This is a genomic window from Parvularcula oceani (assembly GCF_000733125.1).
Classification (GTDB): domain Bacteria; phylum Pseudomonadota; class Alphaproteobacteria; order Caulobacterales; family Parvularculaceae; genus Parvularcula; species Parvularcula oceani.
This window is the reverse complement of record NZ_JPHU01000001.1, coordinates 13,606-38,262: the sequence shown is the minus strand read 5'-3', so window position 1 is coordinate 38,262 and position 24,657 is coordinate 13,606. Positions and strand designations below refer to the sequence as shown.

The 24,657-nt window shown below is 68.3% G+C and carries 25 protein-coding genes; 18 read left to right on the top strand and 7 right to left on the bottom strand.

Annotated features, from left to right (window positions below; translation table 11 throughout):
* Nucleotides 1-35 precede the first annotated feature (35 nt).
* The 4 genes from IE88_RS0100190 to IE88_RS0100175 all read right to left on the bottom strand — a co-directional run bounded on the left by IE88_RS0100190 (nucleotide 36) and on the right by IE88_RS0100175 (nucleotide 3,067).
* A complete protein-coding gene (locus tag IE88_RS0100190; RefSeq protein ID WP_031548788.1) occupies nucleotides 36-428 on the bottom strand; it encodes a response regulator in 393 nt (130 codons plus the stop codon).
* Nucleotides 425-1,483, bottom strand: a complete 1,059-nt coding sequence (locus IE88_RS0100185) for a PAS domain-containing protein (RefSeq protein ID WP_081871303.1) — start codon at nucleotides 1,481-1,483, stop codon at nucleotides 425-427. The genes IE88_RS0100190 and IE88_RS0100185 overlap by 4 nt, the downstream gene beginning before the upstream one ends.
* An 83-nt stretch (nucleotides 1,484-1,566) precedes the next feature.
* Complete coding sequence (locus IE88_RS0100180) at nucleotides 1,567-1,839, bottom strand: sulfurtransferase TusA family protein (RefSeq protein WP_202900378.1); 273 nt, start codon at nucleotides 1,837-1,839, stop codon at nucleotides 1,567-1,569.
* Nucleotides 1,832-3,067 (bottom strand): hypothetical protein, encoded by a 1,236-nt coding sequence (locus IE88_RS0100175; RefSeq protein ID WP_156032267.1) that lies wholly within the window; start codon nucleotides 3,065-3,067, stop codon nucleotides 1,832-1,834. The genes IE88_RS0100180 and IE88_RS0100175 overlap by 8 nt, the downstream gene beginning before the upstream one ends.
* 207 nt (nucleotides 3,068-3,274) lie before the next feature.
* Between IE88_RS0100175 and IE88_RS0100165 the strand changes: the two genes are divergently transcribed.
* The 10 genes from IE88_RS0100165 (at nucleotide 3,275) to tatC (ending at nucleotide 11,865) form a co-directional block, all read left to right on the top strand.
* On the top strand, nucleotides 3,275-4,519 hold the full coding sequence (locus tag IE88_RS0100165; RefSeq protein WP_031548777.1) for a TonB family protein: 1,245 nt from the start codon (nucleotides 3,275-3,277) through the stop codon (nucleotides 4,517-4,519).
* 83 nt (nucleotides 4,520-4,602) lie between these two features.
* Nucleotides 4,603-5,715, top strand: a complete 1,113-nt coding sequence (gene ispG, locus IE88_RS0100160; protein WP_031548773.1) for a flavodoxin-dependent (E)-4-hydroxy-3-methylbut-2-enyl-diphosphate synthase — start codon at nucleotides 4,603-4,605, stop codon at nucleotides 5,713-5,715.
* 57 nt (nucleotides 5,716-5,772) lie between these two features.
* A complete protein-coding gene (locus IE88_RS0100155; RefSeq protein ID WP_031548769.1) occupies nucleotides 5,773-6,996 on the top strand; it encodes a deoxyguanosinetriphosphate triphosphohydrolase in 1,224 nt (407 codons plus the stop codon).
* Nucleotides 6,997-7,122: 126 nt separating this feature from the next.
* On the top strand, nucleotides 7,123-7,929 hold the full coding sequence (locus IE88_RS16110) for an SPOR domain-containing protein (protein ID WP_156032266.1): 807 nt from the start codon (nucleotides 7,123-7,125) through the stop codon (nucleotides 7,927-7,929).
* Nucleotides 7,929-8,948, top strand: coding sequence for a beta-N-acetylhexosaminidase (gene nagZ, locus IE88_RS0100145; protein ID WP_031548766.1), 1,020 nt, complete (start codon nucleotides 7,929-7,931; stop codon nucleotides 8,946-8,948). The genes IE88_RS16110 and nagZ overlap by 1 nt, the downstream gene beginning before the upstream one ends.
* Complete coding sequence (locus IE88_RS0100140; protein ID WP_036766243.1) at nucleotides 8,948-9,730, top strand: segregation and condensation protein A; 783 nt, start codon at nucleotides 8,948-8,950, stop codon at nucleotides 9,728-9,730. Before nagZ ends, IE88_RS0100140 begins: the two co-directional genes overlap by 1 nt.
* Nucleotides 9,723-10,406 (top strand): SMC-Scp complex subunit ScpB, encoded by a 684-nt coding sequence (scpB, locus tag IE88_RS0100135; RefSeq protein WP_081871302.1) that lies wholly within the window; start codon nucleotides 9,723-9,725, stop codon nucleotides 10,404-10,406. Before IE88_RS0100140 ends, scpB begins: the two co-directional genes overlap by 8 nt.
* A 71-nt stretch (nucleotides 10,407-10,477) precedes the next feature.
* Nucleotides 10,478-10,717 (top strand): twin-arginine translocase TatA/TatE family subunit, encoded by a 240-nt coding sequence (locus tag IE88_RS0100130; protein WP_031548757.1) that lies wholly within the window; start codon nucleotides 10,478-10,480, stop codon nucleotides 10,715-10,717.
* A 1-nt stretch (nucleotide 10,718) separates the two neighbouring features.
* A complete protein-coding gene (tatB, locus tag IE88_RS0100125) occupies nucleotides 10,719-11,036 on the top strand; it encodes a Sec-independent protein translocase protein TatB (protein WP_051881297.1) in 318 nt (105 codons plus the stop codon).
* Nucleotides 11,029-11,865: a twin-arginine translocase subunit TatC gene (gene tatC / locus IE88_RS0100120; protein ID WP_202900377.1), complete on the top strand. Its 837-nt coding sequence runs from the start codon at nucleotides 11,029-11,031 to the stop codon at nucleotides 11,863-11,865. Before tatB ends, tatC begins: the two co-directional genes overlap by 8 nt.
* Nucleotides 11,866-11,930: 65 nt before the next feature.
* On the opposite strand, the gene IE88_RS0100115 is transcribed toward tatC, so the two are convergent.
* On the bottom strand, nucleotides 11,931-12,395 hold the full coding sequence (locus tag IE88_RS0100115) for a Ros/MucR family transcriptional regulator (protein WP_031548748.1): 465 nt from the start codon (nucleotides 12,393-12,395) through the stop codon (nucleotides 11,931-11,933).
* Nucleotides 12,396-12,687: 292 nt separating this feature from the next.
* Between IE88_RS0100115 and glyA the strand changes: the two genes are divergently transcribed.
* The 6 genes from glyA (at nucleotide 12,688) to IE88_RS0100085 (ending at nucleotide 19,323) form a co-directional block, all read left to right on the top strand.
* A complete protein-coding gene (gene glyA, locus IE88_RS0100110; protein WP_031548745.1) occupies nucleotides 12,688-13,992 on the top strand; it encodes a serine hydroxymethyltransferase in 1,305 nt (434 codons plus the stop codon).
* Nucleotides 13,989-14,744 carry a DUF481 domain-containing protein gene (locus tag IE88_RS0100105; protein WP_031548742.1) on the top strand — a complete coding sequence of 252 codons (756 nt, stop codon included), beginning with the start codon at nucleotides 13,989-13,991 and terminating at the stop codon, nucleotides 14,742-14,744. Before glyA ends, IE88_RS0100105 begins: the two co-directional genes overlap by 4 nt.
* Before the next feature lie 26 nt (nucleotides 14,745-14,770).
* A complete protein-coding gene (nrdR, locus tag IE88_RS0100100; RefSeq protein ID WP_031548739.1) occupies nucleotides 14,771-15,223 on the top strand; it encodes a transcriptional regulator NrdR in 453 nt (150 codons plus the stop codon).
* Between the two features lie 11 nt (nucleotides 15,224-15,234).
* Nucleotides 15,235-15,711, top strand: coding sequence for a transcription antitermination factor NusB (gene nusB / locus IE88_RS0100095; RefSeq protein ID WP_031548736.1), 477 nt, complete (start codon nucleotides 15,235-15,237; stop codon nucleotides 15,709-15,711).
* Nucleotides 15,712-15,714: 3 nt separating this feature from the next.
* Nucleotides 15,715-16,671, top strand: a complete 957-nt coding sequence (thiL, locus tag IE88_RS0100090; protein ID WP_031548733.1) for a thiamine-phosphate kinase — start codon at nucleotides 15,715-15,717, stop codon at nucleotides 16,669-16,671.
* 93 nt (nucleotides 16,672-16,764) lie between these two features.
* Nucleotides 16,765-19,323, top strand: coding sequence for a glycoside hydrolase family 9 protein (locus tag IE88_RS0100085; protein ID WP_031548731.1), 2,559 nt, complete (start codon nucleotides 16,765-16,767; stop codon nucleotides 19,321-19,323).
* 78 nt (nucleotides 19,324-19,401) lie between these two features.
* Here IE88_RS0100085 and IE88_RS0100080 read toward each other — a convergent pair whose 3' ends face one another.
* A complete protein-coding gene (locus tag IE88_RS0100080; protein ID WP_031548728.1) occupies nucleotides 19,402-21,756 on the bottom strand; it encodes a methyl-accepting chemotaxis protein in 2,355 nt (784 codons plus the stop codon).
* Nucleotides 21,757-21,819: 63 nt separating this feature from the next.
* The gene (locus IE88_RS0100075) at nucleotides 21,820-22,143 is read right to left on the bottom strand and encodes an energy transducer TonB (RefSeq protein WP_031548725.1); all 324 of its coding nucleotides are present in this window, start codon (nucleotides 22,141-22,143) and stop codon (nucleotides 21,820-21,822) included.
* A 441-nt stretch (nucleotides 22,144-22,584) separates the two neighbouring features.
* Here IE88_RS0100075 and IE88_RS0100070 point away from each other — a divergent pair, with 441 nt between their 5' ends.
* Nucleotides 22,585-23,316 carry a response regulator transcription factor gene (locus IE88_RS0100070; RefSeq protein ID WP_031548722.1) on the top strand — a complete coding sequence of 244 codons (732 nt, stop codon included), beginning with the start codon at nucleotides 22,585-22,587 and terminating at the stop codon, nucleotides 23,314-23,316.
* A complete protein-coding gene (locus IE88_RS0100065; protein ID WP_031548719.1) occupies nucleotides 23,313-24,635 on the top strand; it encodes an ATP-binding protein in 1,323 nt (440 codons plus the stop codon). Before IE88_RS0100070 ends, IE88_RS0100065 begins: the two co-directional genes overlap by 4 nt.
* Nucleotides 24,636-24,657 lie beyond the last annotated feature (22 nt).

Here is a 24,657-nt window from a genome sequence, read left to right as displayed (position 1 = left end):
CCTTAGCCGATGCGGAACGTCAGGGGAACACGGGATCAGCCCGGATCGGCGTGCACCACGCGCGCGACCGCGGCGAGCACCTGTGTCGGCGAGGACGGTTTCGCCACGACCTGCGCACCCAGATCGTCGATCAATTCGCCCTGGCGCATCAGGTCTCCCGAATGCAGCACGAAGGGCACGCCGAGTTCCTGAAGCCGCTGCGCCACCGGCTCGCAGGTCTCATCGCGGCCCAGATTGACGTCGAGCACGGCAGCTTCGGGGGCATGCTTTTCGATGGCCTGCAAGGCTCTCGCGACCGTCCGCGCGGTCTGCACGACGGCGCCGACATCCTCGAAGGCGAAGCTCAGTTCGAGACCGATCATCGGCTCATCCTCGACGATGAGGATGCGCCGGCCTTCGAGGGCGGAACGGGAAGGGGGCGTGCTCATCGGATCGGGAGGTGCACTGTCGCGCGCAGGCCTTCGGGCGCCCAATCGGTCTCGATTGAGCCATCGGCCGCAGCCAAGAGGCGATCGACCAGGCCCGCGCCGGTGCCCTTGCCGGCGGGCGGCTCCTCCACCGGCGGCCCGCCCGCTTCCGTCCAGCTCAGCGTGAGGCAGTCCTCCGCCTGATCCTCGATTTCGCGGATTTCCCAGCTGATCTTCACGCGCCCCCCTTCGCGCGAGAGAGCGCCGTATTTCGTTGCATTGATCGCCAGTTCATGGAGGGTCAGCCCGAGAATGGAAATGACATTGGGATCGAGACGGATCTTCTCGCCCTCGCAGATGATCTCTTCCGCCTCCCCGTCATAGGGCGTCAGCACGGAGCGGATCATCTGGCTGAGTTCGATATCGCCGGCCGACGCGTCGTCGAGCGTCGTCTCATAGGCGCGTCCGAGCGCGCCGATGCGGCCATTGATCTTCTCGGCGACCTCGGGAACCTCTTCGCGGCGCCCCGTGGCGGTGACGATGCTGCTGATCACCGCGAACATGTTCTTCATGCGGTGGCTGAGTTCGCGCGACAGCATCTTGGCATGCCGCTCGTCCGCGCGGGCCGTGTGCATGTCCGTGACGTCCCACTGCGAGCCGAAGAAGTAGCGGACTTCGTCCTGGTCGTCATAGATCGGCCCGAGATGGAGGGCGTTCCAGAACTTCTCGCCGTTCTTGCGATAGTTCAGGATCTCGACGACCGTGACATCCTCTTCGGTGACCGCCCGCTTGAGTTCGGCAACGGTCTCGGGATCGGTCTCCGGTCCCTGCAGGAAGCGGCAGTTGCGGCCGATGATCTCGCTCTCGTCATAGCCGGTGAGTTCGCGGAAAGCCCGGTTGGCGAAGACGATGGGATCGTCCTCCTGGCGCGGGTCCGTCAGGCAGACAGCCATGCGGGTCTGCGCCATGGCCTGCTCGAACAGGAGCTTGGATGCTCCCGAGAAAGTATCCGAAGCTCCCGGCTGGCCGCGGCCGAGACTGGCCGCCTGCGCGGCTTGATGGGAGTCTTTGGGCATCCTCGTTCCAATACCGGTACCACCTGCGCCGGTGACCTAGAGCTTTTGTGCTGCTGCGGCCAGCGAAGTCGAGGGATTTGAAGTCACGGAAATGTCATCGGACTGTCGGCAGTTTGCCTTATGACAAAAACGGTTACGCCGCCTGCCGTCCCGATCCGTTCGCAGCCATGCCCGCCCTCCCGCGCCGCATGCGGAATGTCGACATTCGCGATGGGATCGTCCGTCCTGATCGCCACGAGCGCGCCCGGCGGCAGCGCCCGCAGCGCCGCCTCGAGCTTGAGGACCGGCAGCGGGCAGCGCAGGCCGAGAGCGTCGATATGCCGGTCCGCCTCCACCGGCCAGGCGGGCTCAGACACGCCGCTTTTCCGGCAGCGCCTCGGCGAGGGCGGTGCGCAGATCGTCCCAGGGATCGCTCACCGGCTCTCGCAGAAGGTCCTGCGCCTCCTCGACCGACCGGGCGAGGTCCCGGGGATACCAGAGCACCGTCTCGCGGCGTATCCTGCCGCGGATGGCGACCGCCCGTTCCCCGGCCACGGCGCTGTCTGGAGGGCTGTCGGGCGGGGCGTTGAGGATGAGGCGGGCCGCGCCCGCGGCGGCGGCCAGCGCGTCCAGCGTCGCCTCGGCGGGCAGCGAGCTTCGATGATGGCAGACGCCGCCCGCCCGCTCGATGGCCCAGCTCGCCACCGCCATCTGCGCCGTCCGGACCGCGGGCGTGCCTTCGAAGACGACCCTCAGCCCGACCGCGCCGCGTCCCAGCCGCCGGCGTCCGCGCCAGAGCCCTGCGGCGGCCATGACCTCGGCGTCGAGGGCGGGAATGATCTCCGCGTAAAGGGGCGAGTAGAGCCGCACCGTGCGCTCGAAGAGGTCTCTCGCGCTGTCCGCGTCCCGCATCAGCCACGTCTTGTCGGTGGCGCCGACCGCGCGCGGCGGCAGGACCGCGCGGGCCGTGGCGGCCGCGCCGCGGAACCGCGTTGCCTCGCTGTCCGCGAGAAGGCCTGCGAGGGCGGCGTCGGCCGGACGGGGAAAGCGATCGGACAATGTCGCGGCAGGCACGCCGAGCCCGGCCCGCTCGGCTGCCCCGATCAGGCCGCCCCAGCGCTGTCCCGCGCCGAATTCGGCCTGTCCCGTCTCGGCCGCGACGGCGACATGGACCAGCCGCTCGAAGGACAGGCCGATCGGCCGCTTGGCGGGAGGCGGCTCGTAGCCGGCCGCGAAGCACTCGGCGAGATGCTCCTCGGCCTCTTCGACGGATTTCGGGAACAGGGCCGCCCGCAGGAGGGGCGGCGTCCCCTCGGCCTGCCGGATGAATCCGAGGACGCCCGGCTCGTCGCCCGCGCTGTCCCGGTCGCGCGGCGACAGGGACACGGCCCCCGGCGGAAGCGCCGCCTCGAGGTCGACCAGATCCGCCTCGTCCGCCGCCGACAGGTCGTCGCGCCGCGCGCCCCGGTTCAGCGTCGAGACCAGAATCGGCCTGCCGAAGGTCTCGGCGAGAAGCGCGCAGACGCGGGCGAGACGGTCCTCGCCGAGGCTGTCCACATGCTCCTGAACTGTCGCTACGCTGCTCATCGCGCGGGATGCCGCCATGCTCATCTCGTCGAGTATGGGCCGCTCAGCCCCCCGCCTTGTCAAGAGCCACCAATGCTGCCGTGTGTGCGCCGCAGCATGTTCGGCCAGTTCCGCGTGAGCGCGGCTGGCATCCTTCTCGCATGGCGGGTGGGAGAGCTTCAAAAGCGCTGCGGCCTCGGCTACAGTGTCACAGGGGCAAGGCAGATGAAGGCGAACGGGTAGGCCATGCAAGGGGTTGCCGATATCGTGCCGCTCGACCAGGAGCGAACGCGCCGCGCCAGTGCCGAGCCGCCGAACGACGCGGTGCTGAGCACGGCGGGCGGCATGTTGCGGGCCGCGCGCCAGAACCGCGCGCTCTCGCTCGAAGATGTCAGCCGCGCGATCAACATCAAGCCCGAACGCCTGGCGGCGATCGAGGCGATGGACAAGGACGCGCTGCCCGCCGCGCCCTATGCGCTCGGGTTCGTGCGCAGCTACGCGAATCACCTCGACCTGCCGGCCGACCCGATGGTGGCGCGCTTCCGCGAACAGGCGGGCTATGCGCAGGCTCCGGCGGTGAAGCGAATCAGGACGCCGCTCTCGAAGGATCTGGGGGCGTCGCGGGACGTGCCGCTTTTCGGCGTTCTCCTGGTCCTCGGCTTCCTCGGATGGTTCGCCTGGCGAATCGTCCTCACCCAGGCGCCGGAGACGCCGGTGGAACTCGAAGGCTTTCCCATCGCGGACCGGACCGAGACGCAGCAGGTAACCTACGAAGTGGGCACGAGCCTCGCTGCCGACCAGGAGGCGCCGCCGCTCCCCGGTCCGGACGCGTCCGGGGCCGTCACGGCAGCGCAGCCGGCGGGTGAGGCATCGCAGGCGGCGGTCCCGCCAGGGGAGGCGCCGCAAATGGCGGTCGGAATGCCCGAAGCGGAACTCGGCGAGCCCGCGCCGGCCTCTGCGCCGGCGGAGGCGGAGATCGAGATTGCTGCGGCTGAACGCCCGCTTGAGCCCGAGGCGCAGGCGCCGGCCGATCCCGCTCCGAGCGCGGCGGATCGCCTCAATGAGCGCCTCCTCGCGGAATTGCAGGGGCAGGATGCGGGCCCGGAGACTGCCGGCAGCGCCGGGCAGGGCGTGGCCGCGCAACTGCCTCCGCTGGCGGCTGCCGAACCGGTGGAGGAGGTCGCCATCCGACCGGCCCCGGCGCCCGAGCCGGTTCGGGTCGAACCCGCGCGGCTGACCTCGCCCGTCTCTCCGGTCTACCCGTCCCGCTGCGAAACGGGCGCGGCCGCCGAAGAGGTGGTGACGGTCGAGTTCGCGGTCTCGCGCTTCGGGCGGGTGACGCGGCCCGCCGTGGCGGAAACGACCAATCGCTGCTTCAACAGCGCGGCGCTCGCCGCGGTGAGCCGCTTCGCCTTCGAGCCCGCCATGCAAGGAGAGCGGGCGGTGGCGAGCAATGGGCGGACAACGCGAATCGTCTTCCGCCGTCCCTGATCATTCGCCGCGAGAGTTGAGCGGCGGAGGCGCAGCGCCTAAGTCGCTCACGAGCCGGAACGGAACGGAACGGAACCTTCGACATGAGCGTGCGGCCCTGGCGGGACATCGAGCGGCGGCCCTCCCGCCGCATCATGGTCGGCAACGTGCCCGTGGGCGGAGACGCGCCGGTCGCGGTCCAGTCCATGACCAATACGGACACGGCGGATGCGCGAGCGACCCTCGAACAGATCGAGCGCATCGCCGAAGCGGGCGCGGACATCGTGCGCGTGTCCTGCCCGACCGAGGCTTCGACCGCGGCCATGGCGGAAATCTGCAGGCTGTCGCCGATCCCGGTCGTGGCCGACATCCACTTCCACTACAAGCGCGGGATCGAGGCGGCGGAGGCGGGCGCGGCCTGCCTGCGCATCAATCCGGGCAATATCGGCTCGAAGGACCGCGTGCGCGAGGTCGTCGAAGCCGCCCGCGCCAATGGCTGCTCCATGCGCATCGGCGTCAATGGCGGCAGCCTCGAGAAGCACCTCCTCGAGAAATACGGCGAGCCCTGTCCCGAGGCCATGGTCGAAAGCGCGCTGCATCACGCGGACATCCTCGAGGAGCATGATTTCCGCGAATACAAGATCTCGGTGAAGGCGTCCGACGTATTCCTGACCGTCGCGGCCTATCACGCGCTCGCCGAGGCCACCGACGCGCCGCTGCACCTCGGCATCACCGAGGCAGGCGGATTGCGCGGCGGGACGGTGAAATCCTCGATCGGCCTCGGCAACCTCCTCTGGGCCGGGATCGGCGATACGATCCGCGTCTCGCTCTCGGCCGAGCCCGAAGAGGAGGTGAAGGTCGGCTTCGACATCCTCAAATCGCTGGGCCTGCGCCATCGGGGCGTGAACGTCATCTCCTGCCCCTCCTGCGCGCGGCAGGGCTTCGACGTGATCCGCACGGTGGAGAAGCTCGAAGAGCGCCTGGCGCATATCTCGACGCCGCTTTCGCTGTCGGTCATCGGCTGCGTCGTCAACGGCCCCGGGGAGGCGCGGGAGACCGATATCGGCTTCACCGGCGGCGGCGCGCAGGCGGGCATGGCCTATCTTGGCGGCGTGCCGGCCTTCAAGCTCAGGAACGATGAGATGATCGACCGGCTGGTCGCGCTGGTCGAGGAAAAGGCCGCCGAGATCGAGGCCGCGAGCCAGGCGGCGGAGTAGGCGCGCCTCTGGTCAGGGCGCTTCCGCTTTGCCCGACTCAGGCTTAGGGATGGCGCCATGCCGCTTCCCTTTCCAGCTCCGCTCGCGCCCTATGCCGAACGCGCCGACCGCACGCGCGGACGGCTGGTCGAGGAGCCCGTCTCGCAGACCCGCACGCCGTTCCAGCGCGACCGGGACCGGATCATCCACTGCGTCGCCTTCCGCCGCCTCAAGCACAAGACGCAGGTCTTCGTTTTCCACGAAGGCGACCACTATCGCACGCGGCTGACCCACAGCCTCGAAGTGAGCCAGATCGCGCGCTCTCTGTGCCGCCTTCTCAAGCTCGACGAGGATCTGGGCGAGCTCGTCGCGCTCTCCCACGATATCGGCCATCCGCCCTTCGGCCATACGGGCGAGGACGTGCTCGAAGATTGCATGAAGGACCATGGCGGCTTCGACCACAATGCGCAGACCCTGCGCGTGCTGACCAAGCTCGAACGCCGCCACGCGCTCTATGACGGGCTGAACCTGACCTGGGAGAGCCTCGAGGGCGCTGTGAAGCATAACGGCCCCCTCGCAGGGCCGCTGGCCGAGGAGCGGGCGCGGAACAAGGGGCATGTCCACGCGCCGCCGCTGCCCGCGGCGCTGGCGGAATATGCCGAAGCGCACGACCTCTGGCTGCACACCTATCCGAGCCTCGAGGCGCAGATCGCCGCGATCGCGGACGACATCGCCTATAACAACCACGACACCGATGACGGCTTGCGGGCGGGGCTGTTCAGTTTCGCGGACGCGCTCGACGTGCCGCTGATCGGCGAGGCGCTGCACAAGGCGCGCAGCGAATGGCCGGATGCGCCGCAGGGCATCCAGATCGCCGAGGCGGTCAGCTTCCTGATCGGGCGCATGGTGATGGACGTCTTCGAGGAGGCGCAGCGGCGCCTGGCGGAGCTGAACCCGCAAAGCGCGGATGAAGTCCGGCTCGCCAAGCGGCCCATGGTCGCGTTCTCCGACGCGCTGGAACCGGAGGTGACGCAGCTCAGGAGCTTCCTCTTCGAGCGCATGTACCGGCACTACAAGGTCAACCGCGCCCGCAGCCAGGCGAAGCGGGTGATCCGCGAACTCTTCGATCTCTTCACCGCCGAGCCCGAAGTGCTGCCGCCAGAATGGTTCGCCCGGCAGGAGGGCAAGGATGCCGATGGCCGGGCCCGCGCGGTGTGCGACTATATCGCCGGCATGACCGACCGCTACGCCATCGAGGAGCACCGAAAGCTTTTCGACATGGAGCGCTGGTTCACCACTTGAGGCCTAGTCAGAGGTTACCAAACCGTGCTCACACAGGCGGGAAGTTAACCTGGCGTTTACTACCAGACGGTGTAGTCCGCGCGCACGCGCAAGCGGGTTGGGCCCCGACACCCCGAGGAGATGGCGATGTCCACGACGGTGGAAGAATTCGACGACGAATATGACGACGGCGAGGAAGGCGGCCTGTCCGGCTTCTACATCCTCGTGATCTTCCTGATCCTGCTTGCCGCCTTCATCGCGATCGTCTTTTTCGCCTATCAGAAGGGCCTCGCCGAGGGGCGCGCGGACGACGGCAGCCTGCCGGTGGTGGCCGCAGATCCGACCCCGGTGCGCGAAGAGGTGCCGCTGGCGACCAGCGAGAATCCGCGCCGCGAAGTCTATGACCGCCTCGAGGGCAATTCGCCCACCATCGTCGTCGCCGACGCCGATCCGGCCCGCGACCCGCTCGAAGGCTTCGAGCAGGCTCCGCAGGCCGAGCGGAGCGCGCCGGGCGCCGAGAGCGAGCCCGAGCCGGCGGCAACGCCCGCCCGCACCGAGCCCGTGCGCCCGGCGCCCGAGCCCGAAGCCGAGGAGGTCGAGATCGCCGCGGTCGAGGCGGCGGCCGAGGTGGAGGAGGAGCCTGCGGCGGTCACGCCCGAGCCCGCACCCCGTCCCGAACCCGCCGCACAGCAGACCGGCGTGACGACCGGCACCCATGTCGTGCAGGTCGGAGCCTTCGGGTCGGACGAGGAGGCGATGACCTTCTATGACAGGCTGTCGGGCCGCCTCGGCAGCATGGTCTCCGGCAAGACACCGGACATCCAGACGGCGGTCGTCAATGGCCGGAACTATCACCGCCTGCGCCTCGGGCCATTCGATTCGAAGTCGGCGGCGCAGAGCTACTGCAACGATCTCAAGGGGCAGGGGCAGGACTGCCTCGTCCGGTCGCTCTGATGGTCCAGGCCGCGATCTATGGCTGCAAGGAAGGAATGCTGTCCTCGGACGAGGCGGCGTTCTTCCGCGAGGCGGACCCCTGGGGGTTCATCCTCTTCGCCCGCAACTGCCAGGATGCCGAGCAGATCACGCGGCTCTGCCACGATCTGCGCGAACGCGTCGGGCGCAACGCGCCGATCCTGATCGACCAGGAAGGCGGCAGGGTCGCGCGGCTCGTCCCGCCCGTCGCGCCGCGCCGCCCGCCCATGGACCGCTTCGGCGAGCTGATGAAGCTCGACCCGAAAAAGGCGAAGGAGGCGGCGCGCCTCGGCGCCAAGCTCCTGGCGGAAGACTGCCGCGCGGTCGGGGTGGACGTGAACTGCGTTCCCGTCCTCGACGTGCCCGAGCCCGGTGCCCATGACATCATCGGCGACAGGGCCCTGTCCAGACGCGCCGAGGCCATTGCCACGCTCGGGCGCGAAGTGGTGGAGGGCTCGATCGAGGGCGGTTGCCTGCCGGTGGTCAAGCACCTGCCGGGCCACGGAAGGGCCCTCGCCGACAGCCATCTGGAACTGCCGCGGGTGAGCGCGCGCCGCGAGGATCTCGAAGCGGTCGATTTCGCGCCCTTCGCCGCGCTGCATGACGCGCCGCTCGGGATGACGGCGCACATCGTCTACGAGGCGCTCGATCCGGACCGGCCCGCGACCCTGTCCCCGATGCTGATCGAGACCGTGATTCGCGGCGAAATCGGCTTTGACGGCCTCCTGATGACCGACGACCTCTCGATGAAGGCGCTTCAGGGCTCTTTCACCGACCGGGCGTCCGAGGCGCTGAAGGCCGGATGCGACCTCGTCCTGCACTGCAATGGCGAGATGGACGAAGCGCAGGCGGTCGCTGCCGGAACGGGCGCCCTCTCGAAGGATGCGCAGCGCCGTTCCGAAGCCGCGCTCGCGCGCATTCCGCGCGATCGTCCCGGCTTCGACCGCGAGGCGGCGGAGGCGCGCTTTGCGGAACTCCTCGCGCCGGTTACAACGGCCTGATGGAAGGGGCTTCCGAAGCCGAGGATTGGGACCGGCCGCCGCGCGACGACGCGCCCGCCGATACCCTCGTCGTGCATCTCGACGGCTTCGAAGGCCCGCTCAGCGTTCTGCTCGACCTCGCCCAGCGCCAGAAGGTGGATCTGCGCCAGATCTCCGTGCTCGCGCTGGTCGATCAGTATCTCGACTTCATCGATGCGGCGAAGCGCGAGGATCTGGACCTCGCCGCCGACTATCTCGTGATGGCGTCCTGGCTCACCTACCTCAAATCGCGGCTCCTCCTGCCCAAGGCGGAAGCGGAAGGCGAGGAGCCGACGGCGGACGAGATGGCGGCGCAGCTCGCCTTCCAGCTCCAGCGGCTCGACGCGATGCGCAAGGCGGCCGATGCGCTCATGGCCCTGCCGCAAACCGGGCGCGACGTCTTCCCGCGCGGCGAGCGGAAGCTGCGGACCGAGCGGCACACGGCCTGGCAGGCGGAGCTCTTCGACCTCCTCAAGGCCTATGCGCGCCAGCGCGTGCGGGGCGTCGAGGCGGTGCACCGTCCGGAGGCCCCCAAGGTGCTCTCGGTCGAGAGCGCCCGCGCGCAGCTCGCCGATGCGCTGCCGAAAATCGACGATTGGCGCAGCCTGGCAGAGGTCGGAACGCGGGCAGGCGAGGGCGTGCCGGCGGCCTCCATCACCGCCTCCACCTTCAACGCGGCGCTCGAACTCGCCAAGGACGGCCGCGCCGAGCTGCGCCAGGAGAACGCCTTCTCGCCCCTGTTCCTGAGAGGCCGGCATGGCTGACGGCGGCGTGCCCCTGGACAGTGACACGGCGCGGATCGTCGCTGAGGCGACCGACCTGCGGCGCCTCGAGGCGCTGCTCTTCGCCGCCGGCGCGCCGCTGGGCATGGACGAACTCGCCGAGCGACTGCCGGGGGCCGATGTCGAGGCGCTCGTGGCCGAACTCGAGGCGCGCTATGCGGACAGGGGCGTGAACCTGCGCCGCGTTGGCGGGCGCGTGCAGATGGTCACCGCGCCCGATTGCGCGGACGTTCTCGTCTCGCACCGCACCCAGTCCAAGAAGCTCAGCCGCGCAGCGCTCGAAACCCTCGCCATCATCGCCTATCACCAGCCTTGCAGCCGGGCGGAGATCGAGGAGGTGCGCGGGGTCGCGGTCTCGAAGGGCTCGCTCGACCAGCTCCTGGAGCTCGGCTGGCTGCGCCTGCGCGGACGGCGGGACGCGCCGGGCCGGCCGCTCCTTTACGGCACGACGCGCGCGTTCCTCGACCATTTCGGCCTCGACGATCTCAGCCACCTGCCGGGCAAGGCGGATCTCGAAGCCGCCGGCTTGCTCGATGCGCGCCTGCCGCCCGACTTCCAGGTTCCCGTGCCCCGCGGCGGCGGCGAGGACGAGGAGGTGGAAACGGGTGGCCAGGACGCGCCCGAATTCGTCGCCGATTTCATCTCCGACGAAGACTGAGGTCCAAGGCTTTGCGCCGGGGCGCCGATGCGCCTAGATGACCATGGAAGCATTCCCCAAGGGAGGCCGGAATGGCCGTCGGCTGGCAGCAACTCCTCATCGTCCTGGTCCTCGTGCTCGTCCTCTTCGGCGGCCGTGGGCGAATTTCCGCCCTGATGGGCGACATGGCGAAGGGTATCAAATCCTTCCGCAGCGGCCTCAAGGACGAGGACGAGGCGGAGCAGAACGAAGCGGTCCGTGCGAGCCTCGCCTCGGACAGCGCGCAGCCCGTGCGCGATACGGAGACCGAGACGACCCGCACGAAGGTCTGAGATGTCTTTGGTCCCGCAGCTCGGCTTCGGAGAGCTTCTTCTCCTCGCCGTCCTGGCGCTCGTGGTCGTCGGGCCCAAGGACCTGCCGCGCCTGATGCACGGGCTCGGACGGGCCGTCGGGCAGTTGCGCAAGCTCGCCGACGAATTCCGGGCGAGCTTCGACCAGATGGCGCGCGAGGCGGAAATGGAAGAATTGCGCGCCGAGATCGATGCGCTGAAAAAGAGCAATCCGGTCAATGAGGTCAAAGGCGCGTTCGATGAGGCCCGCGACGACGTAATGCGCGCGCTGCCCGACGAGGACAAGCGCCCGAATGGCTGACGGACAGGGGCCCAGCGCCGACATGGATCCGCCCGACGGCGCCTTCGACGACGATGAGGTCGAAGCGTCCCGCGCGCCCCTGCTCAGCCATCTAATCGAGCTGCGCAAGCGCCTGATCATCTCGATCGCGGCCATCGCGGCGGGCTTCGCGCTCTGCTTCGCCTTCTCCTACCAGCTCTACGCCTTCCTGACCGTTCCCTTCATCGAGGCGGTGACCGACGCGCAGGGCGAAGCGCCGATCCTCAACTATGCCACGCTGGAGCTCTTCTTCGCCCGCGTGAAGCTGGCGGCGATCGCGGGCATCATGCTCGCCTTCCCCTTCATCGCCTGGCAGGCCTATGCCTTCATCGCGCCGGGCCTCTACAAGCGGGAGCGGAGGGCGGTCCTTCCCTTCCTGATCGCGATACCCTTTCTCTTCGCGGCGGGCATCGCGCTCGTGCACCAGCTGATCCTGCCCTTCGTCATGGACTTCGCATTGTCGATGGAGCGGCCGGCGGAGGCGGCGGGCGCGGCGCGCTACAATCTCTTCGTCAAGGTCGGGGAGTATCTGAACCTGGCGGTCACGCTGATGGTCGGCTTCGGCTTCGCCTTCCAGCTGCCCGTCATCCTCACGCTTCTGGGGCAGGCGGGCATCGTCACGCCCGAATGGCTGCGCAAGAACCGCCGCTTCGCGGTGGTCGGCATCTTCCTGGTCGCAGCCTTCCTGACCCCGCCCGATCCGGTCAGCCAGCTGGCGCTCGGCCTGACGATCTGGCTCCTCTACGAGATCTCGATCCTCTCGGTCCGCATGGCGGTGCGGGACCGGGAACCTGCGGACGAGGCCAAGTGACGCCTTACATGCAGGCATGAAAAAAGGCGCCGCGAGGGCGCCTTTTTCGCTGCGATGACGCCGGCTCAGGCCGAGCGCTTGCGGGTCGCCTTCTTCGCCGGCGCCTTGCGGCCGCCTTGCGTGCCGAGGCCGATCTGCTTTGCGAATTCCGAACGGCGCTTGGCGTAGTTCGGCGCCACCATCGGATAATCGGCCGGCAGGTTCCATTTGCGGCGATAGTCCTCGGGGCTCATGTCGTATTGCGTGCGCAGATAGCGCTTCAGCATTTTGAGCTTCTTGCCGTCTTCGAGGCAGATGATGTAATCGTCCGTGATCGATTTCTTGATCGGCACGGCCGGTTTCTGGTTGGTCTGCTGCTCCTCGCTCGTGCCCGACAGGCCGGTGAGGGTCGCGAACGTGTTCTGCAGGAGATCCTGCAGCTGCTCGGCGGGAACCGAGTTGTTGCTGACGAAGGCACTGACGATATCGGTCGTCAAATGGAGCGTCTCGGATTTGTCCATCGCCAGCTGTGTCTGTTTGTCTTCGTCCATGGCGAAGTCCCTTTCATCATGAATCGTTACTGCGCCCGAGGAATAGGGCGGTATCGGGAAAAGCCAGAATCATTACTCGAGGCTCGATCCTCGGCCACTTAAGGTGATCCCCTTCCGCCCGCAACCGAAAAAGCGGCCTCAAGATTAGTCCAACTGATGCTCATGTCAGAAACAGGCAAGTAACCACGTCGTTCCATCGCGACGCTGCGACGCGCGTTGAAAGCGTCGTAAGGAGCCGTATAAGCGGCGGACGAGCTGTTCAGTGTGCCGGGTCACAGCGAAGGTCGAGCCCATGTCAGAATCCCCTAAACCGCCCTCTTCGAGTGCTGTCTTCTTCACCGAAGGGCTCGCCGCGCATGATCCGGAGCTCGAGGCCACGATCGGCGCGGAGCTGCGCCGCCAGCAGGAACAGGTCGAGCTGATCGCCTCGGAGAACATCGTCAGCCGCGCCGTGCTCGAGGCACAGGGCTCGGTCCTCACGAACAAATATGCCGAGGGCTATCCGGGGCGCCGCTATTACGGCGGCTGCGAGCATGTCGACGAGACCGAGCGCCTCGCCATCGACCGCGCCTGCCGCCTCTATGGCGCCAAGCACGCCAATGTGCAGCCGCATTCGGGCAGCCAGGCGAATCAGGCGGTCTTCATGGCGCTGCTTCAGCCTGGCGACCGCATCATGGGCCTCGACCTCGCCGCCGGCGGCCACCTGACCCACGGGGCGAAGGTGAACCAGTCGGGCAAATGGTTCGACGCCGTGCATTACACGGTGGATGCGGACACGCAGCAGCTCGACATGGATCAGGTCATGGCCGCCGCGAAGGAGGCGCAGCCCAAGCTGATCATCGCCGGAGGCTCGGCCTATAGCCGCACCATCGACTTCGCCGCCTTCCGGGAGGTGGCCGATGCTGTCGGCGCCTATCTGATGGTGGACATGGCGCATATCTCAGGCCTCGTCGCGGCCGGCGTCCACCCGAACCCCGTTCCCCATGCCCATGCGGTGACGACGACGACGCACAAGACGCTGCGGGGGCCGCGCGGCGGCCTCGTCCTCACCAATGACGACGCCATCGCCAAGAAGGTGCGTTCGGCGCTCTTTCCCGGCATTCAGGGCGGCCCGCTCATGCATGTCATCGCGGCCAAGGCGGTGGCCTTCGGCGAGGCGCTGCAGCCCGACTTCAAGCTCTACATCCAGCGCGTGGTCGAAAATGCGCGGGCACTGGCCGACGTGCTGGTCGAGGCGGGCTATGCCGTCGTCTCGGGTGGCACGGACACGCATCTCGCCCTGATCGACCTGCGCCCCAAGGGCGTGAAGGGGAACGCCGCCGAAGAGGCGCTCGAACGCGCCGGCATCACCTGCAACAAGAACGGCGTGCCGAACGATCCCGAAAAGCCGACCGTGACCTCCGGCATCCGCCTCGGCACGCCCGCGGGCACGACGCGCGGCTTCGGCGTCGCCGAATTCCAGGAGGTCGGCCGCCTCATCGCGCGCGTCCTCGACGCTCTGGCGGAGGGCGGCGACACCTCGGGCGCCGAGCAGGAGGTCCGTGAGCAGATCCGTGCGCTGACCGCGCGCTTCCCGATCTATGAAGGCCTTGCATGATCGAAGCGCTCTTGCTGCTCGGAGGAGCGGCGCAGGCGGGCGAGGTCGACGTTGCCACCGACGAGACGGCGATCGGCATCGATGGCTCCATCGAGGCCTCGATCGCCAACACGACGGGCAACACCGAGACCCTGAATGCCGGGCTCGCCGGCAAGCTCAACTATGAGCGCCTGCGCTACACCCACAATCTGAACGCGGCCGCCAACTATGTCGAAACGGGCGCGGCGGGCGGTGGGGACCGGGACACAACCGCGCAGAACTTCTTCGTCTCCTACCAGCTCGACATCGACATCTCGGATGAGAGCTTCGCCTATGGCCGCGTGCGCTACGAGCAGGACAAGTTCTCTGGCTACGATCAGCGGGTGTTCGCGGGCCTCGGCTATGGCCACCACATCTTCGAGACCGATGAGCTGAACTGGCGGGTCACGGCCGGGCCGGGCCTGCGCTGGGTCGAGACCGCGCAGCCGAACTCGCCCGATGCCGAGCCGGGCAGCTCGATGACCGAGCTCTCGGGCTATGCGGCGTCCGAGTTCGAATGGGACGTGCGCGAGAATGTCGGCGTCGAGCACGACTTCACCGTGACCTATACCGCCGCGAATACGACGCTGGAGACCGAGGCCGGCCTCAAGACCAAGCTCACCGAACTGCTTTCGGCGCGCCTGTCCTATTATGTCCGGCACGAGACCACCCCGGCCCTGGACCGGGAACCGACCGATACGCGCCTTCGGGCAGGTATCGTCGTTGATTTCTGAAGCCTCCCGCCGCTAAGCCGCGCGGCATGCGTTGCCCCTTCTGTTCAGGCGAAGACACACAGGTGAAGGACTCGCGTCCGACGGAGGACGCGGCCGCCATTCGCCGCAGGCGCCTTTGCGCGGGCTGCGGCGCCCGCTTCACCACCTTCGAGCGGGTGCAGCTGCGCGAGCTGATCGTCGTCAAGTCGTCGGGCAAGAAGGTGCCCTTCGATCGCGAGAAGCTCGCCCGCTCCGTCGCCATCGCGACGCGCAAGCGCGATCTCGATCCCGAAGAGGTCGAGCGGACGGTCGCCGCCGTGGTGCGCGACCTCGAAGCGCGGGGGGAGGCGGAAATCCCGTCTTCCGTGGTCGGCGAGAAGGTCATGAACGCGCTTGCGCGGATCGATGACGTCGCTTTCGTGCGCTATGCCAGCGTCTACAAGAATTTCACCGAGGCGAAGGACTTCGAAGCCTTCCTCGGATCCATGGTCAAGAAATGAACGAATCCAATATGACGGCCAGGGGACGGGCGCAGGACGCCCGTACCATGGCGCGCCTCGGCGCCGTCCAGGCGCTTTATCAGATGGAGCATTCGGGGCAGGGCGTCGACGGCGCGGTGCGCGAGTTCCAGAACCACCGCCTGGGCGGCGAACTCGACGGCGAGGCGATCCGCGAGGCGGACGATGCCTTCTTCGAGGATCTCGTGCGCGGCGTGGTCGAGCTTCAGCGCAAGATCGACCCCTATATCCAGGCGCGCCTGCGCGAAGGCTGGACGCTCAAGCGGCTCGACGCCACCGCCCGCGCCATCCTGCGCTGCGGCCTGTTCGAGCTGATCCGGCGGACCGACGTGCCCTATCGCGTCGTGATCGAGGAATATGTCGAGCTCGCCAACAGCTTCTTCGGCGCAGGCGAGACCGAGCCGCGCTTCATCAACGGCGTTCTCGATTCGAGCGCCAAGAAGATCCGGCCGGACGAAGCGGCGGCCTGAGCCTTGGACGAATTCGGCCTCATCCGCCGCCACCTCGCGCCGCTGGCGGGGGCTGGCGGACGGGGCCTGCGCGACGATGTGGCGAGCCTCGGGGACGGTGTCGTCACCAAGGACCTGATCGTCTGCGGCACCCATTTCCGCGCCGACGACCCGCTGGACAGCGTCGGCTGGAAAGCGGTGGCGGTGAATGCCTCCGACATCATCGCCAAGGGCTGCAAGCCCGAGGCCGTCCTGCTCGGCGTGGCCTGGCCCCGGGCGGTCGGGGAGGAAGACATCGCGGCCTTCTCGGCCGGCCTCGGCGAAGCGCTCGGCGCCTATGGCGCCACGCTTCTGGGCGGAGACACGACCCGCCATGCCGGGCGGGGGCCTTTGACGATCAGCGTGACGATGACGGGCGGTCCCTTGGGTGCCGCGCCGGTCTGGCGCTCGGGGGCCATGCCGGGCGACCTTCTCTTCGCAGGCGGCACGATCGGCGACGCGCATCTGGGCCTGTTGCAGCTCGAAGGGCGCCACGATGCGGGTTCCGGTGCATCCTCGGTCGTCCGAGCCTATAGGCGGCCTCATCCGCCGCCCGCTCTGGCCGGACTGGTCGCGCGCCATGCGAGCGCCAGCCTCGACGTCTCAGACGGCCTTCTCGCCGATGCCCGGCACCTCGCGGAAGAATCGGGCCTGCGCTGCCGGATCGAGGGCGTGCGCCTGCCGCTATCGTCGGCAGGCGAGGCCTTTGCGGCCGGGGGCGAGGGCGCGCGCGCCGCGCTGGCGGCGGGAGGAGACGACTACGTTCCGCTCTTCGCCGTCCCGCAGGCGCAGGCCGAAGCGATGCGCAAGGACGCCGCAACGCTCGGCCTCGCGATCTTCGAGATCGGCGCCTGCGAGGAAGGAAGCGGCATACGCTATACCGGCCTCGACGGCACCGAGCGCTCCGTCGCGCGCGGCGGCTACCGCCATTTCGGCGACTGACTGCTTTTCGTGGCTTGCGGGGAGTGGCGCTGCGCCGCCGCTTTCCTAAACTGCCCCGGAGCCGTCCCGAAGAGACAGCCATCAGGAGGAAGCATGCCGAACCGTCCCACCGAAGCCGCTCTCTGCGCGCTGATGTTAGCGCTAACGCCGCTCGCGGCGCCCTCTGCCGCCGCACAGGAGAAGGCGGAGCCGGACAGCTTCGAGATCGGCGAGGACGGCTATTTCGACCGGCGCGGCGCGAATGTCCTCGTCTTCTCGAACTGGTATGACAGCCTCTTCTCCGACGCCAAGATCAGCGGGGTCGAGCTCATCCATCACGGCCAGCGCACCGTCACCAACGGCGATGTGCGCCTGTCCGCGACGCCCGGTCAGTGGGAGCCCATCGGCCGCTTCGGCGAGCGGCGGGTCGACGAAGAGGCAGGCGTAATCGAGGCGGACCTGTCCTATCCGGACGAAGGCTTCGAATACACGATCAGGGCCGAGCGCACCGGCGATGGCGCGGTCACGGTCAGCGTGCTGTCCGATGAACCCGTGCCCGAAGCGCTGGCGGGCAAGGCGGGGTTCAACCTCGAATTCCTTCCCTCGGCCTATTGGAGCGCGGGCTATCTCGCGGACGGCAGGCCCGGCCGGATGCCGCGCTATCCCGCAGGCGACATGACGCTGCGCGAAGAGGGGCCGCGCTCGGACGGCGCGCTGGCGGAACCCGAAGCCTTCGCGAGCGGTCAGGACATCGTGCTGGCCCCGGAAGACCCGCTCCGCCGGGTCCGCGTGACCTCGAACGGGGCACCCATCAGCCTCTATGACGGCCGGAACCAGGCGCAGAATGGCTGGTTCGTCCTGCGCAGCGTGCTGCCCGAGGGCGAGACCGGCACGCTGATCGAGTGGACGATCGCGCCCAATGTCGTCGATGACTGGACGCGCGAGCCCGTCATCAGCCACAGCCAGGTCGGCTACACGCCGGGGCGCGGCAAGGTGGCGGTGGTCGAGCTCGACCGCAATGACACGCCCGCGGAAACCGCCCGCATTCTGAGGATCGGCGCGGATGGCGCAGAGACGCTCGCCGCCGAGCCGGAGGTCGAGCCCTGGGGCGGATATCTGCGCTACGACTACGCGACGATCGACTTCTCGTCGGTGGAGGAGCCGGGCCTCTACGTCATCGACTACGAAGGCATCAGGAGCGCGCCCTTCTTGATCGCCGAGGACGCCTATTCGGGCATCTGGAAGCCGACCATGGACGTCTTCTTCCCGGTGCAGATGGACCACATGTTCGTCAACGAGGCCTACCGCGTCTGGCACGGCGCCTCGCATCTCGACGATGCGCTCCAGGCGCCCACGAACCATGAGCACCACGACCTCTACCGGCAGGGGCCGACCACCGATACCGAGTTCGAGCCGCTGGAGCACATCCCCGGCCTCGCCGTCGGCGGCTGGTACGACGCGGGCGATTACGACATCCGCACGCAGAGCCAGTACGGCACGGTGCGCGGCCTCGTTTCCGCCTGGGAAGACTTCGCGCCGCAGCGCGACGAGACCAAGGTCGACTGGGACCGCCGCCGCGTGGACCTGCACGTGCCGGACGGCGAGCCCGACATGCTCCAGCAGATCAAGCACGGCACGCTGCAACTCGTCGCCCAGTTCGATGCGGTGGGCCACGCGATCCACGGCATCGTGGAGCCCGACCTCGATCAGTACACGCATCTCGGCGACGGCGTCACCAAGACCGACAACCTGATCTACAATTCCTCGCTCGGCGCGGACGAGACCGAGGGCGGCGAGAGCGGGCGCAAAGACGACCGCTGGGCCTTCACCAGCAAGGCGAGCGCGCTCAATTACGGCTCGGCCGCGGGTCTCGCCGCGGCGGCGCGGGCGCTGCGCGGCTATGACGACGCGCTGGCGGACAAGGCGCTCGGCATCGCCGAGGATGTGTGGGCCGAAGAGCAGGGCAAGGAGCCCGACACCTATTCGCACGGCAACACGACCGGCGGCCCGCTCGAGGCGGAGCGCTTCACCGCGGCGGCGGAGCTCTACGCCGCGACGGGCGAGGACCGATACGCCGAGGCAGCGGAGCGGCTCTGGCCCGAAGCCGAAGCGCATTTCGGACGCGTCGCCGATGCCGCCTTCCGCATCCTGCCGGACATGCCCGCAAGCTACCGGCAGGCGCTCAGAGCCTCGGCGGAGGACTGGCTCGCCGAACATGGCGAGGCGAAGTCGAACAATCCCTTCGGCGTGCGGATCACCGAGGGCGGCTGGGCCGGGGCCGGCACGGTCGTGAACGAGGCGCTGGTCGCCTATGACATTCACAGCGCCTTCCCGGACCTGTCGGGCGCGGAGGACGTCTTGGCCGGGCTCGACTTCATCCTCGGCCGCCATCCGGGCCACAACCTCTCCCTCGTCTCCGGCGTGGGAGCGCGGTCGAAGGAGGTCGCCTACGGCACCAATCGCGCGGACTTCTCCTTCATCGCCGGCGGCGTGGTGCCGGGGATCCTGGTGATCAAGCCGGACTTCCCGGAGAACAAGGAGGACTGGCCCTTCTTCTGGGGCGAGAACGAATACGTCATCCCGCTGGGGGCGGACTATGTCCGCCTCGTCGCCGCCGCGCGCGATCTCACTTCGGGTAACGCAGCGGGCAGCGGCGCGGGCGGCGGCCGGTAGAAACGAAAGCGGGCCGCCGCGCCCTCGCGATCCTGCGCGAGGATGCGGCGGCCCGGCGGCGCCTCCCGTACCCTGTGGTCAGGCCGCCTTCTGCCCTTTCTCGGGACGGGTGTTCTCGGTCAGCTTGAAGCGGGCGACGACCGCGTCGAGCGCATCGAACTGGGCGCTCGACTGCGAGATGGCCGTGTTGTTCCGCTCGACGAGATGATTGTTGTACTGCGTGATCTTGTCGAGATGGGCCATGGCGACGCTGATCTCCTTGAGCGTCTCGTTCTGCATGTTGGTCGCCTCGCTGATCCCGTCCATCACGCTGGCATTGTCCGCCACCGCCTCGACGATCCGCGACAGGCTGGCCGAGGCCTTGCCCACCAGGTCGACGCCGGTCGAGATCTCTCCGTTCGTCGTGTTGACGATGGCGCCCACTTCCTTGGAGGCATCGGCCGTCGACTGGGCGAGCTTGCGCACTTCGCTCGCCACCACCGCGAAGCCTCTGCCCGCATCGCCGGCCCGCGCCGCCTCCACGCTGGCATTGAGGGCGAGCAGGTTGGTCTGGAAGGCGATCGAGTCGATCAGGTCGATGATCTCGATGATCTTCCGGGAGGAGGTCGCGATGCGGTCCATGGCGTCGGTCGCCTCGGTCATGACCGTCCCGCCGTCATCGGCGATCTGCCGGGTGAGCTGCGTGTTCTCCCGCATTTCCGAGGTACGCTCCACCGTTTCCTCGACGGTGCCCGAGAACTGCTGGAGGGCGGCGTTTGTCTGCTCGAGCGTCGCGGCCTGCTCTGTGGTGTGCCGGGACAGCTCGACGACGCTCTCCCGCAGCTCGGCCATCGACGTGCCGACCCCGTCAGAGGCCGATTTCAGGCCGGTGATGACCTCGGCCAGGCCATCGGCGGAATAATTCACGCCGTCGCGGAGGTCACCGAGCGAGCCTTCGAAATGGCTGTCGATGCGCCGCGTCAGGTCCGAGTGCTTGATCGCTTCGAGGACCACGATCGCTTCGTCGAGGCCGTTCTTCACCGTGCCGACCAGCGCGTTGAGGTTCGAGGCCAGCTCGTTGAGCTCGGGATCGTTGAAGGTGGCATCGACCCGCTTGGAGAAGTCGCCTTTCTGGGCGGCCCTGACGACCTCGCCGATCTCTGTCGACAGCTCGGCCATCATCTGGCGGCGCTCCTCTTCGCGGCGGGCATCCGCCTCGACCTTCTCGCGCTGCGCCCGCTCGTTCTCGCGCGCCGCCCGCTCGTCCGCTTCCCGTGCGGCCCGCTCGGAGGAGAGCTTCTCCTCGTTGAGGCGCTCCACGCGCAGCGCGTTCTCCCGGAAGACTTCGAGGGCGCGGGACATGTCGCCGAGCTCGTCGGCGGCATCGAGGCCGCGCGACTGCGCATTCAGGTCGCCGCTGGACACCTTGGTCATGACGGCGGACAGCTCGTCGATGCGGGCGACGACATGGCGGGACACGTAGAGCCAGCCGAGAAGGGCGGCCGCGCCGATGCTGCACAGCGCGACGAGGCTCAGCACCGCCTTGGACAGCCCGGCCTGGCCGAGCGTGTCGGCGGTCGCCGCCTCGACCGTGCCCCTGATCTCGGCCACGAATTCCGCCACGAGCTGGCTTGCCGTGGCGACGATTTCCTCGGCGCCCGACTTGGCGATCAGCGCCGCGACGAGGGCTTCGATCTCATCGGCCCGCAGGGCGAAGAGGCCGCTCTCGGCATCGCCGATGGCGAGGAAATCCGTGGCGGCGTCGGCAACGCCAGCGGGGACCGCCTCGCCCAGGATGGCGAGGTTGATGGCGATCTCGTCGGCCTGCTCGGCATATCTCTCGGCGATCGCCTCGACATCGGCCACGCTCTCCGACGCGTTCGCTTCGGCGTAGAGCGTCGCGATCTGATTGGCGGCCAGAGCCATGCGCAGATAGGTTTCGACATCCTCCTCGCGCGCCTGGTCGATGGCGCCTTCGAGCATGCTCTGGAACTGCGTTCTCGTGGCGGTGGCGTCATCCATCAGGTGGGCCCGCCGTTCGCGGGCGGCGAGAACGCGCGCTTTGGCGGCATCGACCGAGCGGGCGGCCTCGGACAGGTCGTGCCGCGCATTGGAGAGCCGCGCCAGCGCCTCGGTGCGCCCGACCGTCCGCTCGAGGTTGCCGGCGATGTCTTCCGCCTGCGCGTCCAGCGCTTCATAGGACCCGAAGCTCGCTTCGCGGTCCGCCATGGTCTCGGCAGCAGTGATATTGTCGATTTCCCGCACCATGCGCTGGTTGAGGAGCGCGAGCTCATTGGCGGCGGTCGCCGCCGGGAGGTGGCTCGTTCCCACAGCGCGCATGGCGTTGGTGGTCAGCGTCAGGCCCAGGAACGCCACCGCCACCGCCAATGCGGTGAGGGCGGCGACGAGGCCGAAGGAACCGATGAGGCGAACACGGATGCTCTTGAAGTTCATGGATCTTCCGACCTTCTTTGTCGGGGCTTGGCCCGTTCGGTGGGCTCTGGACGGCGTTTCGGCTTACTCGGCGAGCTTGAAGCTGAGCTGCTTCTGGATGTTGCTCGCGGGCTTGCCGGCCTCGAATTCCCACCGCTCGATGGCGGCCAGCGCGGCGCGGTCGAACACGCCCGGCGGCGTCGCTTCGACCACTTCGACGGCCGCGACCTTGCCGGCTTCGTCGACGTCGATATTGACCGTGACCGTGCCCTCGATGGAGCGGCGTTCCGCTGCGCGCGGATATTTCGGCGCGACCTGCTTGACGAGCGCCGGTTCGAAAGCGTGAGCGGCGGTGGTGCCGGCCAGCGACAGACCGGCGACAGAGGCCAACGCCACGGCATGAGCCATTGCGATCTTCTTTACATGCATGAGCTTGCCCTTCGATGTGGGGAGGCCGGTCCCGATGACCGTCTCACAAGCTCCTGCTAAAGCTCTTGCTTCAAGGTCGCGTAAAAGGCGTTACGAGATATCGCGACAGGATAATTACTCCCGCTTAACCATGGGAGATGCGTATCGCCGCGAGAGTACGTGCATCCGGCCCGGATCGAGGCGCGGCGGTGGCATGGCCGATCCGGTCCGACGGCACGGCGCGGGGGCGCCGGGGCGCCCTCGGATCCCGCGATGGAACAAGTTCATTTCCCGCAAAACGGGCCTTGCAGACCGCTTCCGCAATCGCAGGGAGGCGTCCCGCGCTGCCGAAGATGACAAAACATGTCTGGCGCCCGCAAGGAGTTCTTCCCCGCCGGCAATCCACCTAGTTCACGGCTCTGGAGCTCTCGAACTGTGTAGATGATGATCTTCGATGCCCCGCCCCGTATCCTGATCGTCGAGGATGACGGCGCCCTGCGGACACTCCTTTGCCGAAGCTTGCGCGAGCGGGGGTTCGAGCCGACCGGCGTGCGGTCCGGCGCGCAGATGCGCGAGGCGCTGGCGGGGAGCGCCTTCGATCTCATCATCCTCGACATCATGCTGCCCGGGACCAGCGGACTGGACCTGACCCGCTGGGTGAGGTCGCGCAGCGAGGTGCCCATCATCATCGTCAGCGCGCGCGGGAACAATACGGACAGGGTCGTCGGCCTGGAACTCGGCGCCGACGACTACGTGCCCAAACCCGTCGATGTGGACGAGCTCGTCGCCCGGATCCGCGCTGTCCTTCGCCGCGTCGCCTCCAAGGGCAGCGGCGTGGGCGAGCCACTGGGCCAGGTCGTCCGCTTCGATGGCTGGTCCGCCGACCGGCGCCGCCGCGAGGTCCATGCGCCGGACGGCAGCCAGGTCATCCTGTCGGGCGGAGAGTTCGACCTCCTCTGCGTCCTGCTCGATGCGCCGGGGCGGGTGGTCGGCCGGGAATACCTTCTCGAACAGTCGCGCGACAGGGTGGCGGCAGGCGACGCGTCCGACCGCTCCGTCGACGTCCTGATCAGCCGCCTGCGGCGCAAGCTCGGCGCCTATGAAGGCGGACGCAGCCTCATCAAGACGGTTCGCGGCGCCGGCTACGCCTTCACCGCTCAGGTCAGCCGATGATCCATCGCGGACGCCTCTGGCCTTCCGGTCTCGTGGGATGGGTGACGGTGGTCCTCCTGGCGGCGATCGCGGTGCAATGCGCCGGCGCCGCGATCCTGATCGGCATTTCCGAGCGTCAGCTTCAGAGGAACGACATCGCGCGCCGGATCGCCGAACAGCTCGTCGTGGCCGACCGCCTTCTGGAGAGCGGCGGTGCCGAGGCAGTCTCGGACCTGTCGACCAAGCACCTGACCTTTTCCCTGGCAGACGCGCCCATCGAGGGGGCGCGGCGCCTGAATGGCCGCACGGACGCCGTCCTGTCCGAGATCCTGCGCTGGGAGCCGAGCCTCGCGACCGAGAACCTGCGCATCACCGCGACGCGCTTCGCCGCGCCTGGCGCTGAGGGGCGCATCGAGGGCACGCTCGAAGTGGGCGAGGGGCGTTGGGTCCGTTTCGAGACGGTCGAGCCTCTCGGCAGCTTCGCGCCGATCGTCACGACGATCCTTTGGGTGGCCGTCGTCGCGCTCCTCGTGATGGTCGTCGCCGTGTCCCTCGTCCGCATCCTCGCCGCCCCGCTGCGCGCGCTGGCGTCCTCCGCGGACCTCGTCGGCACGGGCGTGCGCATTCCCTTCGAGGAGGAGCGGGGTCCGCCCGACCTGCGGCGGCTGGCGACGACGCTGAACCGGATGCAGGAGAGGATCGATACCCTGCTGACGTCCCAGAGGCGCGCATTGGCGGCCGTCAGCCACGATCTTCGAACGCCGCTCTCGCGCCTCCGCCTTCGTCTCGATGCAGCGGATCTCGATGCCGAGAGGGCCAGCATGCGGGCCGACCTCGCCGAGATGGACGCGATGCTCGCCTCCCTGCTCGCTTTCCTCGAGGATGCGGAGGTCAGGGAGGACCTGGGGAAGGTCAATCTCGCGAGCCTCGTCGAGACCGTCGTCGCCGACGCGGCGGATGCAGGCGGATCCGCGGCCTATGACGGTCCAGAGCGCCTAGATGCGGTCGTCAGGCCGCTCCTCCTGAGGCGGGTGATCGACAACCTCGTCGACAATGCCCTGAAATATGGCGGGACGGCCAGGGTGTCCTTGCGGGCCGAGGGCTCTTCGGCTGTGCTCACCGTCGACGATGACGGCGAGGGCGTCGACCCGGATCTCCTGCCGCATGTCACCGAACCCTTCTTCCGGGCCGACGATGCGCGGGCCCGGACGACCGAGGGGTTCGGCCTTGGTCTCTCGACGGCCGCGCAGGTCGTCCGGTCGCATGAGGGGACGCTCGTCCTCTCGAACCGGCCCGAAGGCGGTTTTCGCGCAACCGTGACACTGCCGCTCGGCCACTGAAACACTTCGTCACGAAGATGAT

Coding starts and splice junctions, on each gene's coding strand:
- IE88_RS0100075 (WP_031548725.1), bottom strand. CDS start 22,143: ATGGCTCATGCCGTGGCGTTGGCCTCTGTCGCCGGTCTGTCGCTGGCC.
- IE88_RS0100130 (WP_031548757.1), top strand. CDS start 10,478: ATGGCCGTCGGCTGGCAGCAACTCCTCATCGTCCTGGTCCTCGTGCTC.
- IE88_RS0100155 (WP_031548769.1), top strand. CDS start 5,773: ATGCCGCTTCCCTTTCCAGCTCCGCTCGCGCCCTATGCCGAACGCGCC.
- ispG (WP_031548773.1), top strand. CDS start 4,603: ATGAGCGTGCGGCCCTGGCGGGACATCGAGCGGCGGCCCTCCCGCCGC.
- nusB (WP_031548736.1), top strand. CDS start 15,235: ATGACGGCCAGGGGACGGGCGCAGGACGCCCGTACCATGGCGCGCCTC.
- IE88_RS0100065 (WP_031548719.1), top strand. CDS start 23,313: ATGATCCATCGCGGACGCCTCTGGCCTTCCGGTCTCGTGGGATGGGTG.
- IE88_RS0100080 (WP_031548728.1), bottom strand. CDS start 21,756: ATGAACTTCAAGAGCATCCGTGTTCGCCTCATCGGTTCCTTCGGCCTC.
- tatC (WP_202900377.1), top strand. CDS start 11,029: ATGGCTGACGGACAGGGGCCCAGCGCCGACATGGATCCGCCCGACGGC.
- IE88_RS0100165 (WP_031548777.1), top strand. CDS start 3,275: ATGCAAGGGGTTGCCGATATCGTGCCGCTCGACCAGGAGCGAACGCGC.
- IE88_RS16110 (WP_156032266.1), top strand. CDS start 7,123: ATGTCCACGACGGTGGAAGAATTCGACGACGAATATGACGACGGCGAG.
- IE88_RS0100105 (WP_031548742.1), top strand. CDS start 13,989: ATGATCGAAGCGCTCTTGCTGCTCGGAGGAGCGGCGCAGGCGGGCGAG.
- IE88_RS0100085 (WP_031548731.1), top strand. CDS start 16,765: ATGCCGAACCGTCCCACCGAAGCCGCTCTCTGCGCGCTGATGTTAGCG.
- IE88_RS0100115 (WP_031548748.1), bottom strand. CDS start 12,395: ATGGACGAAGACAAACAGACACAGCTGGCGATGGACAAATCCGAGACG.
- tatB (WP_051881297.1), top strand. CDS start 10,719: ATGTCTTTGGTCCCGCAGCTCGGCTTCGGAGAGCTTCTTCTCCTCGCC.
- glyA (WP_031548745.1), top strand. CDS start 12,688: ATGTCAGAATCCCCTAAACCGCCCTCTTCGAGTGCTGTCTTCTTCACC.
- IE88_RS0100175 (WP_156032267.1), bottom strand. CDS start 3,067: ATGGCGGCATCCCGCGCGATGAGCAGCGTAGCGACAGTTCAGGAGCAT.
- nrdR (WP_031548739.1), top strand. CDS start 14,771: ATGCGTTGCCCCTTCTGTTCAGGCGAAGACACACAGGTGAAGGACTCG.
- IE88_RS0100190 (WP_031548788.1), bottom strand. CDS start 428: ATGAGCACGCCCCCTTCCCGTTCCGCCCTCGAAGGCCGGCGCATCCTC.
- IE88_RS0100140 (WP_036766243.1), top strand. CDS start 8,948: ATGGAAGGGGCTTCCGAAGCCGAGGATTGGGACCGGCCGCCGCGCGAC.
- IE88_RS0100070 (WP_031548722.1), top strand. CDS start 22,585: ATGATGATCTTCGATGCCCCGCCCCGTATCCTGATCGTCGAGGATGAC.
- nagZ (WP_031548766.1), top strand. CDS start 7,929: ATGGTCCAGGCCGCGATCTATGGCTGCAAGGAAGGAATGCTGTCCTCG.
- scpB (WP_081871302.1), top strand. CDS start 9,723: ATGGCTGACGGCGGCGTGCCCCTGGACAGTGACACGGCGCGGATCGTC.
- IE88_RS0100185 (WP_081871303.1), bottom strand. CDS start 1,483: ATGCCCAAAGACTCCCATCAAGCCGCGCAGGCGGCCAGTCTCGGCCGC.